Source organism: Ideonella sp. FW305-24 (genome assembly GCF_058788035.1).
The window spans coordinates 1-11,922 of the sequence record NZ_JBYTAI010000023.1 but is presented as its reverse complement, the minus strand read 5'-3'; the positions used below and the strand labels follow the sequence as shown (position 1 = coordinate 11,922).

The following is an 11,922-nucleotide window of genomic DNA, read 5'->3' as shown; positions in this document are numbered from 1 at the left end:
GGATGCTGCCGCCGGCATGCGTCGGCAATGCCTGGAAAAGCCCAGGCAGCAATGCGCTTTTCGGCGCAGCAGGTTCCTCGCCGTGGCGCTCGGCCTGCGCATGTGGCGCAGCCTGGACCATCACAGTCGTTCGATGATGGTCACGTTCGCGAGGCCGCCGCCTTCGCACATGGTCTGCAGGCCGTAGCGCGCGCCGCGGCGCTGCAGCGCATGCACCAGCGTTGTCATCAGCTTGGTGCCCGAGGCGCCCAGCGGGTGGCCCAGCGCAATCGCCCCACCGTGCACGTTGAGCCGTGCCGGGTCGGCCTCCAGTGCCTTCAGCCAGGCCAGCGGCACCGAGGCAAAGGCCTCGTTGACCTCGAACAGGTCGATCTCGTGGATGCCCAGGCCGGCGCGCTGCAACGCCCGCTGCGTGGCCGGCAGCGGGGCTTCCAGCATGATCACCGGGTCATGCCCCATCACGCTCATGTGGTGGATGCGTGCCAGCGGCTTCACGCCCAGCGCCTTCAGTCCACGCTCGCTGACCACCAGCACACCCGAGGCGCCATCGCAGATCTGCGAGGCGCTGGCCGCGGTCAACAGCCCGCCGTCGGGCTGGATGGTCTTGACTTCCGCGAAGCCCTCGCGCGTCACGCTGAAGCGGATGCCTTCGTCCACGCGATGCAGCTCACCCAGGTCGCCCTGCTCCGCGTTGCGCGCCGCCACGGCCACCACCTCGGCGTCGAACGCGCCGCCCTGGCTGGCAGCAATCGCACGCAGGTGGCTCTGGTACGCGTAGTCGTCCAGCGCCTCGCGCGACAGGCCGTATTTCTGCGCGATGCGCTCGGCGCCGCTGAACTGGCTGAATTCCACGCCGGGGTAACGGCGCTGCATGGCCTCGCTGACATAGGTGCCCAGCCCGTTCCTGGCCGGCAGCGTCATCGGCAGACCCATGGGCACGCGGCTCATGCTCTCGACGCCAGCGGCGATCACCGCGTCCATGCTGCCGGACATCACCGCCTGCGCCGCGAAGTGCAGCGCCTGCTGCGACGAACCGCACTGCCGGTCCACCGTGGTGCCGGGCACGGCCTCGGGCAGCGAAGACGACAGGATCGCATTGCGTGCCACGTTGGCAGCCTGCTGGCCGGCCTGGCCCACGCAACCCATGATCACGTCGTCGATGGCGGCCGGGGCGATGCCCGAACGCGCGACCAGCGCGTCCAGCACCTGGGCTGCCAGGTCCGCTGGGTGCCAGCCAGACAGGCGGCCGTTGCGCCTGCCGCCCGCCGTTCGCGCCGCTGCAACGATGAATGCCTCTGCTGCCATGGGATGTCTCCTTGCGTTGTTCGTTGTCGAGGACTCATGCGAATGGCGCCATCGAGGCGCACGCACTCGCCATTGAAGTAGCCGTTGCTGATCATGGTCTCGGCCAGCTGAGCGTACCCTGCCGGCCGGCCCAGGCGCTTAGGGAAAGGCACCGAGCCCGCACTGCCTTGGGCAGCCAACCCCGGGTGGCCGCAACTGCTGGAGAAACTGCGCAATGTCGGTGAACGCGCGGCCCGGTGGGCGCAGGGTCAGCGTTCGAGCAGCATGCCTTGCAGGGCCTCGAAGGCTGCCGAGACATAGCCGCGACGATGCAGCAGCAAGGTGTCGACCTGCGCCAGCGGCTGGGTGCGCAGGCCGGGAGGCTTGCGCTGCAATTCCAGCACCGAACGCGGCGCCACGCCAACGCTGGTGCCCGCCGCCACGCAGGCGAAGATGGCGTGGTACGAGCCCAGCTCCAGCACCCGCATGCCCGGTTTGCCGGCCAGCCATTGCTGCGCCATCCGCCGGTAGGTGCAACCCGGCTCCAGCGCTGCAAGGCTGCTGACCCGCAGTTGCCCGGCGCTGTCGACCTCGGGATGCTCGGCCGGCAGCAACAGCAGCAGTTCCTCCTGGAACACCGCACGGGCCTCCAGGCTGTCATCCAGCGCCACACCAAGCACCGCCGTGTCCGCGACGAGGGCGCAGTCCAACTGGTGGCCCAGCAGCTGCTCGATCAGACTGGCCGAAGGCGCCATCTGCAGCTCCAGCGCCACCTCCGGCCAACGCTTGTGATATCGCGCCAGCAGGCCGGGCAGGCGGCTCGCCGCCGTGCTTTCCATGGTTCCGACGCGCAGGCGGCCTTTCGGGTTTTGCGGCTGCAGCGCCGCCTTGGCCTCGGCGGCAAGGGCCAGCAGGCGCTGGGCATAGGTCTGGAACAGCTGGCCTTCGGGGGTCAGCGTCATGCGCTTGCCTTCGCGCAAGAACAAGGCGGTGCCCAGCTGCTCTTCCAGCTGCCGCAGCCGTGTCGTGACGTTCGACTGCGCGCGCTGAAGACGGTCAGCCGCCCGCGTGACGCTCAACTCGTCGGCCACGATGCAAAAGATGTCCAGCGAAGAAAGATCCATGAAATGTTCTCAAAATAAGATTGATAGCAAGATATCAATCTCTCAATTGGTATTATCACCCACCGCGACACCGCCGCCTACTCAATCCCGGAGTCCCCATCATGAGCGCCTGGCCCGACACCCGCCTTCTCGATCTGTTCGGCATCGATCTGCCCATCCTGCAAGCGCCGATGGCCGGCCCCTCGCTGCACGAGATGGTGATTGCCGTGACCCAGGCGGGCGGCCTGGGCGCCTTGCCTTGCGCGCTGCTGAGCGAGGCGCAGGTGCGCAGCGAGCTCGCGCTGATCCGTGCGCAGACAGCCGGCCCGTTCAACATCAACTTCTTCTGCCACCAGGCGCCGCAGCCGGATGCCGCGCGCGAGGCCGCCTGGCGGGCCCGCCTGCGCCCGTTCTACCTGGAACTGGGCCTGGACCCCGAGGCGCCGGTCCCGGTCTCCAATCGCAACCCCTTCGACGCGGCGATGTGCGCGCTGGTCGAAGAATGCCGGCCGGCGGTCGTGAGCTTTCACTTCGGGCTGCCCGCGCCGGATCTGCTCGCGCGCGTCAAGGCCACCGGGGCCAAGGTGATCTCCTCCGCGACGACGGTGGCGGAAGCGCGCTGGCTGGAGGCGCATGGGGTGGACGCCATCATTGCCCAGGGCTTGGAGGCCGGCGGCCATCGCGGCGTCTTCCTGCACGACGAAGTGCACAGCCAGCTGGGCACATTCGCGCTCGTGCCGCAGGTGGTCGACGCGGTCGAGCTGCCGGTGATCGCCACCGGCGGCATCACCGATGCACGCGGCGTCGCGGCAGCCTTCATGCTGGGCGCCGCCGCCGTGCAGGTCGGCACGGCCTACCTCTACACGCCCGAAGCCAAGCTGCCGGCCGCGCACCGGGCGGCCCTGCGCAGCCCGCAAGTCGAGACCACCGCGCTGACCAATCTTTTCACCGGCCGGCCGGCACGCGGCATCGTCAACCGCCTGATGCGCGAGCTGGGGCCGCTGTCGCCGCTGGCACCAGCCTTCCCTTTGGCCGGTGGCGCGCTGGCGCCGCTGCGTGCCGCCGCGGAGGCAAAAGGCTCGGGCGATTTCATGTCCTTGTGGTCAGGCCAGGCCGCTGCACTCGGGCGCGAAATGGGGGCCGGCGAACTCACCCGGCGCCTGGCCGACGAGGCCCTGGCACTGCGCAAGCGCTAGTCCACCCGCATGCAAGCCTCGAGGTCGAAAGATGAACCTGTCCCAGCCGATCATTGTTGATCTGGTCCACGAGAGCCCGGTGGTTCGTCACGGCCTGGCCGCCATGATCCGCATGTCCACCCAGCTGAAACTGGGGCGGGAAGCGGCGACCGCCGACGAACTGCTGACGGCCATCTCCGACGCCCGCCCCGGGGTGATCCTGGCAAGTCAGCCTGCGGGCGCCGAGGTGCTGCGTCGCAAGTGTGCGGACCGGGACCTCGCACTGATCCTTGTGGCGGTCACGTTCGCGGCCATGTCGGCGATCCTGACCAAGCTCTCGGCCAGGAGCCGGACCGAAGCGGTCGTCATCGCCAACCGAACCGGCATGCTTCACAAAGCCGCCTCTTCAGGCGGGCGGTATGGCCCGATGAGCACAAAGCCTGTCGACGTCTGGGACGGCGCCGAAAGGCGCGTTCGCGGCGCGTGAGCTTCGCCCCGCCAAGCCCGCATTCCGTCGCCGCGCGCGTCTATCGAGACTCGGTCAACGGAATGATCCGCCTGGCGGAATTGGCCGGATTGGCCTTCTCCAGCGCGTACTCCCGCGCCTCCAGCGTCGGCCCGAGGAAGGTCTTCAGGCTCTGCCCCTCGCGCACTCGAACGGTCTTGAACATGAATTCAAAAACTTCGCGCAGCCAAGTTCGGCGCCCCATCTCCGAGTACCAGCGCATGGATTGCCGGAAGACAGCATCGGGGTGACCCAAGAGTCGGTACAACGCCTTGGGGCGAAGCTGCAGGATCAGCTCGATGGACTTGAACCAGAGGAACAGGCGCCACGGCGGCATGTGGCGAGTGGCCAGCACCTGATGCTTGTAGTCCCAGCGGCGGGTGTCGGTCTGGATGACCTGGCGGTGCTCGGCGGTCTTGTAGAACGGCGTCCAGCGGTGCGGCGTCAGGTACAGCAGCTGGATCTGGTCCGGGTCGTAGCGCAACAGGTGGCGCAGGGAACGCCAGAGGTCCACGTCCCGTTCCTCCTCGAACCCGACGACGTAGGTCGCCATCGAGATGATGCCGTGCTGGCGCATCAATCGGATCGCCTGCCGGTCCTCATGCACGCTGGCGCCCTTGCGGATTTGCGTGAGCGTGGCTTCGCTGTAGGCCTCGATGCCCAGCAGGAAGCGAATGACCCCGGCCTGCCGGTACAGGTGCAGGATATCGGCATCCCGGACGATGTCGCCTGCCCGCGTGGAGCCGACCAGCAGCACCGGCACGTTCTCGGCAATCAAGGCCTCCAGGAAAGTGCGCCACATCCGACGCGAACCCGTAGGCAGTTCATCGGCGAAGTTGATCAGCTCCACGCCGTGCTCGCGGTGCAACCTGCCGATCTCCCTGGCCAGCTTCACCGGGTCCCGGTGGCGCCACTGCGTCCAGTACCCGCGCTGCCCGCAGTAGTTGCACAGGTAGGGGCAGCCGCGTGAGAACTGCAGGACGACTGCGCGCTTGCCACCCCAGTAAGAGTAGCTGCTGTGGTCAATCAGCTCCCAGCCGATGCGATGGTCGTCCAGGTTACGGATCATGTAAGCCGCCGGGGTTTCAACGACCTTCGCCGAGTCCTGCGGATCGCGAAAGGCAATGCCACGCACCGCGTGCAGGTCGCCCTTCCCTTTCAGCGCCCGCATCAGGTCAACGGCGGTCTGCTCGCCCTCTCCGCGCACGATGAAGTCGATGCACGGGCTGTCCCTCAGGATCTCGTCCCAGTGATAGGTGGGATGCACGCCGCCATAGACGATGATGAGGTCGGACAGCCGCTGCTTGAGGGCACCGCACAGCGCGACCACGGTGGCGTGTGCGGAGCTGGAGCCCGAATGACCCAGCATCACCACATCCGGCTCTCGGTTGGCCGCTTCTTCGACGATGCGATTCAGCGGCATGTTCGACAGGTCCGCATCGATCAGTGCCACCGCGAAACCGGCGTCAATCAACGGCCCGCCGATGCAGAGCAGCCCCAGCGGCGGCAAATGGTCGTCCGGAATCCGGCTGCCAATGGCCGTGTGCGGCGGGTTGATCAAGACGACCTTCATCGATTCCTCCTGCGCGCCGTCCCCGGTACATGATCGCCCTGGGTGTCGGTTGCTGTGCGCTGGAGTGTGCGGACCTTCGGTGAGGTCAGTGTGAAGTCCTGCAGGCAGGTCAAGGCATGCCGGTGCCCGCATGCAGCGCGCTGGCCGGCCGCGCAGCCAGCCATGCCCAGTCGGCCGAGGCGGCCTGGCGAGGCGTCATCGAGGCCTCAATGTGCCACTGCCTGCGCTTGGGCCATTGGCATTGGGCGACCGAGGTGGAAGCCCTGGCCTCGCGTGATGCCCAGGCGCTTGAGTGTCTCGAGTTCGGCTGGCGTTTCGATGCCTTCGGCAACGATGCTGCAACCCGTTTCAAAGGCGAATCCGTGCAGCGCTGCGGCCAGCGCGCGTCGCGAAGGATCGGCGTCGATCGAACGGGTGATGCTGGTGTCGAGCTTCACGATCTGGGGTTGGAGATTGAGGATGTGCCTGAAGCTCGCGTAGCCGGCGCCAGCATCGTCAATGGCAATGCGCAAACCGGCCTTCTGCAGCGGCCTCATCACGGCCACGATGTCCTCGTAGCGCTCGACGGCATGGTGCTCGGTGACCTCCAGGACGACGCGGTGCAGCGGCAAATCCTGCAGCGCATCAGCGATCCGGCCCTTGACGATCATCTCGGGCGACGCATTCACGGCCACATAAACCTCGGCAGGCAGAACCTTGAGCGCAGTCAGGGCCATGCGGATGGCCTTCGATTCCAACTCCAGCTCCCGCCCCACCCAGGCAGCCTCGGCAAACCAGACATCGGGCGTGCGATAGGGCTCAGAGGAAAAGCGGGCAAGCGATTCGAAACCGACGACCCGATCGTCGACGACGTCGTAGATCGGCTGGTAGACCATCCCGAGCCCGCCCGATTCAAAAACCCTGTCGATCTGCCGCTCGATCGTCTGGATCGCCTTGTGCTTCGACAAGTCTGCATCGACCTGCTCTGCGACCATTTCGGCAAAGACTCGCATCATGCCCAGATCGCGATCATTCAAGGTTTCATTCGCCGCATGACTGAAGCAGCAGAACGTGCCGTACACACGCCCATCGTGCAGCCGGATGGGCACGCTCATGTGGGCGCCCACCGGCAACGCGCGTGTCGCCGGCAGGCTGAGTGCCTCGGCGTTCATGCAGGCATCGGTCATGAGCTCCGGCAGCCTGCCATCGACGACACGTTGGCAGTAGCTGTCTTCCACGGGGTCGGAATTGCCCGGCTGGACAAACCCGTCCGGGTTTCGCGCATCGACATGGCGAAAGAAGCGGCGCCCCCCGACGATTTCGGAGACGAAAGCGACCTCCATGCCCAAATGCGTCCGGATGGCATTCAGGATGCGGGCCACGGCGGGTCCTGCGTCATCGTCCGACATCGATGGCCCGCAGGCCGATCCGGCAACCGCGGCGGCAAGTAGTTTGTTCAACTGCAGCTCCCTAAAACAGCAGTCATGCCGCGCACTTCAGGACAAGCATCATGTCTGGTTTGGCGGCGCCGCACCGATGTTCTCACAGCAGCTGGCCCGCCTGTGAAGAATGGACTTGAGGTATTTCCTCTCGACAGATCGAAGAAAACAGGACTCAGGATTTGCCTGCGCCTGATGGACTGCGGCCATACCGCACGAGGCATTTGTGAGGCGGTCGCGAAATGGGTACAGGGCATGGCGAAATCGCCCCGGCAAGCACACCAGCGCTCGCCCTCATCGGCCGAAGGACCTCCAGTGTCCCTCCGAGACAATTTCCACGCAGCCGTCCACCACCTTGAGGGCAGTCTGGTCATCGATGGCGTATGACGGGCAGCCGAGGCTGGCCGCCCACTTTTCCGCGCATGCCATGGTGTTGTCCGGGAAGCTCGGGTAGTCCAGGTGAGGAAAGATCGAGAAGTCGACCATCCCGAGCGCAATGTCGTCACCGGTGATGGAGGGCTTGGTCGAGACGAAGTCCACCCCGACCCGCGGCGTCATCACCATGCTTCCCGCGCTCAGGCCCACCCAGACCATCTCTGGCAGCAAGGGGAGAAGGTCCGCAAGCCCGGACTGCCGCATCCAGTGACAGAGGTACATCGGGTCGCCGCCATTGACCAGCAACACGTCCGCCTGCCGCACCCACGATTCCCAGCGTGCCTTGTCGATGCTGGGCAGCGCCGTGAGTTCCAGCAGCCCGATGGACCGCCACCCAAGTTCACACATCGGCGTGTCCAGCTCCTTGCCAGCCACGAAATGCCAGGCCATGTCAGGCGTCACACGCGGATGCCCGTATCCCGCTGTCGGGATGCAAAGGGCGCGGCAGTCGGCGATCGGTTTGCCCAGCAGTTCGAGCAGCGCGCCGTGAATGCTCGGGTTCTTGATGCCTGCGGAAGTCAGGAGTAGTTTCATGGTGCCCTTTCCAAAGCCTGGCCGACCGGGCCAGTCAGGGGAACGACGATCCGGCACACCGGGGATCGACAGCGCGTTCCACGCCGCGCCTGTCGATTCCGGCCGGCGTCGATCGTCGTGCGGGTGGAGTCTCCACAGGTGTGAAGACTTCAACCCTCAGACAAGCCACAGGAAAACCCTATGACCAAGATGATCATCGTCAGCCTGCCGGTTGCCAACCTCCAGGCATCGGTCGCCTTCTACAAGGCCCTGGGATTCGAGCCGAACCCGCAATGGACCGACGACACCGGCGCCAGCATGGTCTGGAGCGAGACCATCCAGGTGATGCTGCTCACCCACGCCAAATGGCGGACCTTCACCGAGCGGCCGTTCCCACCAGCCGGCACCGCCTCCACGATGCTCACGCTCAGCCTGGACAGCCGCGAGGCTGTCGACGCGATGAACAGCGCCGCAGCCGCCCACGGCGGGCAGGCCGACGTGAACCCGGTTCAGGACTGGGGTTTCATGTACGGCCGCGACCTGGCCGACCCGGACGGGCACCTGTGGGGAGCGATGTGGATGGATGTTTCGGCAATGCCGGCGGCTGCGAAGCAAGGCTGAGGATCGATGCGCAGCGCCTCTACCAGCTGATTCGCCAGTCGTCGGACGAAGGCGCACAGGCCTTCGTTTTCACCATCGGCCAGCGGCAATTTCGTTCGACCGCTGGCCGGCAAGGTGAGGCCCACCCACCCTTGCCTCATCGACGATGAGCTCGACCGCGCCTGCGGCAGTTGCGGCAGTCGCGGCGGGTCTCCACTCTGCAAGCGGTCGAACGCCGCAACGATTTTTTGTACTTGACAGTACGTTATGTTGGGATAAACTTTAGTGGACTAAAGGGTACAGTAAAACATGGTACCGGGCACCAGACAGCATCGGTTCACCACAGCCCACTGAGAGAAAGAACATGTCAAGTTCCAAAGTCGTTTTCGTCACCGGCGTCTCATCCGGCATCGGGCGCGCTACTGCAGAACAGTTCGCAAGGCTGGGCTGCAAGGTGTTTGGCTCAGTTCGAGACATCAGGAAGGCACAGGCCATCCCTGAAGTCGAGTTCGTGGAAATGGATGTGCGCGACGACGCCTCCGTGAAGCAAGCCATCGACGTCATCGTCGGCAAGTCCAAGCGGATCGACGTGCTTGTCAACAATGCTGGCGGGACGTTGCTCGGATCGGTTGAAGAGACGTCGATCGCCGAGGCACAGGCGCTGTTCGACACCAACGTATTCGGCGCCCTGCGCACAACGCAGGCCGTGCTGCCGCACATGCGGCAGCAGCGCTCCGGAAGGATCATCAACCTGAGTTCCGTGCTGGGCTTCCTGCCCGCTCCCTACATGGGGCTCTATTCCGCATCCAAGCACGCCATCGAGGGGATGTCGGAAACGCTGGATCACGAGGTTCGCAAGTTTGGAGTCCGTGTGGTGTTGGTCGAACCGTCCTACACCAAGACCAATCTGGACCTCAACGCGCCGCAGACGGCGAATCGAATCTCCGACTACGATGGTGATCGGGACCTCGTGTCAAAGGCCATCGTGCGAAGCGTCCAGAAGGCTCCGGGGCCGGACAGCGTCGCCGCCACCATCGTCGACGCCGCGCTCGGCAACTGGAGGATGCGTCGCACACCCAAGGGCGAGGCATCGCTCCTGAGCAAGTTGCGCCGCTTCATGCCGGCCGGCCCCGTCGATGGAAGTCTTCGCAAGACATTCGGCCTGGGCTGACGCCCTTGGCCACAGGCGGCGGACCCGCGGCTGCGAGCCACCAACCGCTCGTGCTCGTCACGGGGTGGTGCGCTCATTGACCGATGCAGTGCCTCCAGCGCGAACCGAAGGCGCACCAACGCAAGGGTGTCCCGATGGATCTTCTTCAATCGATGCACGTCTTCAGATGCGTGGTGGACGAGGGCGGGTTTGCCGCAGCCGCTCGCAAGATGGATCTCGCGCCGGCGGTGGTCACCCGGCTGATCCAGGACTTGGAGCGCTCGCTCAGCGTCCGGCTGCTGCATCGCACGACCCGGAAAATCGCGCTCACGCAGGCGGGCAACGCCTACCTGTCCAGACTGCGCCTCATCCTCGCCGAGATCGACGAGGCGGGGGACCAGGCAAAGCAGCACTCGCGAGAGATATCGGGGAGCGTGCGCGTCGTGACGACCTCCCTGGTCGCGGTCAACCTGTTGGCGCCTTGCGTGGCCGAGTTCCAACGTGAGCATCCCGATGTCATGGTCGAAATTCACACATCCGATCGGCCCGCGCAGGAACTGCACCAGTTCGACCTCACGATCGTGAGGCAGGACGATCAGCTGGACCCCGATGTCGTCGTTCGCCCCGTGCTCGAAATGAACTATGTGCTGTGCGGTTCGTTGACATATCTGCAGGCCAGAGGCACCCCGCGGACGCCTGAAGACTTGTCAGGGCACTGTCTGGTGCGCTTGCGCGAGCCCGGCACGCGGCTGCCGACGATCAGGCTCGTGAATCCTGCGGAAGGTGGCCGCAGCTTCGAGGTCTTGTCAGCTTCGTCCGTGATTTCGAACGACGATGAGGTGGCGTATCAAGCGGCCTTGTCGGGCGCCGGTCTCACGGTGCTGCCCGATCTCGCCTTGACCGCCCGACTGCACGGTGGACAAATGCGCCGAGTGCTGGCCCCGTGGGTCAGCGCCGACGAGTTGAAACTCGTGGCCACAATGCCCAGCCGGCAATTCATGCCTTTGCGCACCCGCATCTTCCTGGAATTCTTCGTCCAGCACGCCCGCAAAGTCGCCACATCGCCTCCGATCTGAAATTGGCAGTTCAATCCTCAGCCGGGGGTTGCGTAAGCCGCCATGAAGACCCGCACAGCCTCGCGCAACAGCGCCTTGTTCTCGCGTGCGTCGGGCATCTCCAGCATCAGCAGGCCGCGAATATGGCCATCCCCCAGGAACATGGCCAGGAACAGATCGGCCGCCAAGCGTGGGTTTTTCACTGCCATTGTTCCGGCCTCGCTCGCGCGGCGCAGGTACGCGGCGAGCTCGTTGTTCAGTCGATCCGCTCCCTGCCGGTAGAACGCCCGGCAGGCTTCGGGATACGCGCTGGCGGCGCCGTAGACCGAACGAAACTTGCCCAGGGCGCCCTCTTCGCGCGTCAGCGCCAGGAACTGTTCGCCGACAGCGAGCAGCGCCTTGCGCGGCTGCAGCGGATCCAGCGCTTCAACACCGGCAGAGCCACCCATCACACGGTCGGTGCGGTCCTGCACCACCGCCTCGAAAAGCCCTTCCTTCGATCCGAAGTGGCTGTAGATGGTCATCTTCGATACACCTGCCTCCGCAGCGATGGCGTCCACGCTGGCGCGCTCCAGGCCATGGGCGAAGAAGTGGCTGCGGGCTGCTTCCATGATGCGTCGCAAGCGCTCGGGGTCGCGTGGTCGACCGCGACGCGCGGGAGGCGGCGCGGGTTCGTCGTTTTGTGCCATTGAATGTGTTTATGGACTTGACAGTCCATTATATGCCGCTAGACTTGCTGTACTAGTAAGTCCACTAAATGCAGGAAACACATGACGCCTCCATTGCATCGCAGCCGTGACGTCCGCATGCGATCCAGCCGTTCTACGGTGGCCGCGTTGGCAGTGACGCTTCTTTCCGCCTGCTCGGCCCCGCAGCTTCAGGCCCCGTCCCCATCCGTGCCGCTGGCTCCCACCTTCATGAACGACCCGGCATCCGCCGCCGCCACGCCAATCGACGATGCCTGGTGGCGCAGCTTCGGCGACCCCACGCTGACCAGGCTCGTCAGGGACGCCCTGTCGACCAACCAGGACGTGGCCATGGCACTCCAGCGGGTCGCCCAGGCCCGCGGGGGCGCGGATGCCCAGGCCTCCCGCCTGTGGCCGACGGTGGG

At 65.5% G+C, this 11,922-nt stretch carries 11 protein-coding genes and 2 pseudogenes; 6 read left to right on the top strand and 7 right to left on the bottom strand.

The genetic code is table 11. The features are described 5' to 3' along the window. Positions 1-120: 120 nt before the first annotated feature. The 3 genes and pseudogenes from AC3WR5_RS32595 to AC3WR5_RS32585 all read right to left on the bottom strand — a co-directional run bounded on the left by AC3WR5_RS32595 (position 121) and on the right by AC3WR5_RS32585 (position 2,408). Complete coding sequence (locus AC3WR5_RS32595) at positions 121-1,305, bottom strand: acetyl-CoA C-acetyltransferase (RefSeq protein ID WP_492489944.1); 1,185 nt, start codon at positions 1,303-1,305, stop codon at positions 121-123. Positions 1,306-1,331: 26 nt separating this feature from the next. Then, positions 1,332-1,466 (bottom strand): annotated as a pseudogene (locus AC3WR5_RS32590) (3-hydroxy-2-methylbutyryl-CoA dehydrogenase); the annotation flags it as partial. Positions 1,467-1,553: 87 nt separating this feature from the next. Next, positions 1,554-2,408 carry a LysR family transcriptional regulator gene (locus AC3WR5_RS32585; protein ID WP_492489943.1) on the bottom strand — a complete coding sequence of 285 codons (855 nt, stop codon included), beginning with the start codon at positions 2,406-2,408 and terminating at the stop codon, positions 1,554-1,556. Between the two features lie 101 nt (positions 2,409-2,509). On the opposite strand from AC3WR5_RS32585, the gene AC3WR5_RS32580 reads away from it, so the two are divergent. Then, on the top strand, positions 2,510-3,583 hold the full coding sequence (locus tag AC3WR5_RS32580) for an NAD(P)H-dependent flavin oxidoreductase (protein ID WP_492489942.1): 1,074 nt from the start codon (positions 2,510-2,512) through the stop codon (positions 3,581-3,583). A 31-nt stretch (positions 3,584-3,614) separates the two neighbouring features. Next, entirely contained in the window at positions 3,615-4,049 is a 435-nt protein-coding gene (locus tag AC3WR5_RS32575) for a helix-turn-helix domain-containing protein (RefSeq protein ID WP_492489941.1), read from the top strand. Between the two features lie 40 nt (positions 4,050-4,089). Here AC3WR5_RS32575 and bchE read toward each other — a convergent pair whose 3' ends face one another. The 3 genes from bchE to AC3WR5_RS32560 all read right to left on the bottom strand — a co-directional run bounded on the left by bchE (position 4,090) and on the right by AC3WR5_RS32560 (position 8,027). Beyond that, the gene (bchE, locus tag AC3WR5_RS32570; protein WP_492489940.1) at positions 4,090-5,640 is read right to left on the bottom strand and encodes a magnesium-protoporphyrin IX monomethyl ester anaerobic oxidative cyclase; all 1,551 of its coding nucleotides are present in this window, start codon (positions 5,638-5,640) and stop codon (positions 4,090-4,092) included. 206 nt (positions 5,641-5,846) lie between these two features. Beyond that, positions 5,847-7,001, bottom strand: a complete 1,155-nt coding sequence (locus AC3WR5_RS32565) for a sensor domain-containing phosphodiesterase (protein ID WP_492489939.1) — start codon at positions 6,999-7,001, stop codon at positions 5,847-5,849. Positions 7,002-7,352: 351 nt separating this feature from the next. Then, complete coding sequence (locus tag AC3WR5_RS32560; RefSeq protein WP_492489937.1) at positions 7,353-8,027, bottom strand: Type 1 glutamine amidotransferase-like domain-containing protein; 675 nt, start codon at positions 8,025-8,027, stop codon at positions 7,353-7,355. Between the two features lie 180 nt (positions 8,028-8,207). On the opposite strand from AC3WR5_RS32560, the gene AC3WR5_RS32555 reads away from it, so the two are divergent. The 3 genes from AC3WR5_RS32555 (at position 8,208) to AC3WR5_RS32545 (ending at position 10,832) form a co-directional block, all read left to right on the top strand. After that, entirely contained in the window at positions 8,208-8,627 is a 420-nt protein-coding gene (locus tag AC3WR5_RS32555; protein WP_141287119.1) for a VOC family protein, read from the top strand. Between the two features lie 343 nt (positions 8,628-8,970). Next, complete coding sequence (locus AC3WR5_RS32550) at positions 8,971-9,777, top strand: oxidoreductase (protein ID WP_492489936.1); 807 nt, start codon at positions 8,971-8,973, stop codon at positions 9,775-9,777. Positions 9,778-9,911: 134 nt separating this feature from the next. Then, complete coding sequence (locus AC3WR5_RS32545) at positions 9,912-10,832, top strand: LysR family transcriptional regulator (protein ID WP_492489935.1); 921 nt, start codon at positions 9,912-9,914, stop codon at positions 10,830-10,832. 17 nt (positions 10,833-10,849) lie between these two features. Here the strand turns inward: AC3WR5_RS32545 and AC3WR5_RS32540 are convergent, their stop codons facing one another. Further along, positions 10,850-11,422: a TetR/AcrR family transcriptional regulator gene (locus AC3WR5_RS32540; protein ID WP_492489933.1), complete on the bottom strand. Its 573-nt coding sequence runs from the start codon at positions 11,420-11,422 to the stop codon at positions 10,850-10,852. 306 nt (positions 11,423-11,728) lie between these two features. Here AC3WR5_RS32540 and AC3WR5_RS32535 point away from each other — a divergent pair. Next, positions 11,729-11,922 (top strand): annotated as a pseudogene (locus tag AC3WR5_RS32535) (hypothetical protein); the annotation flags it as partial.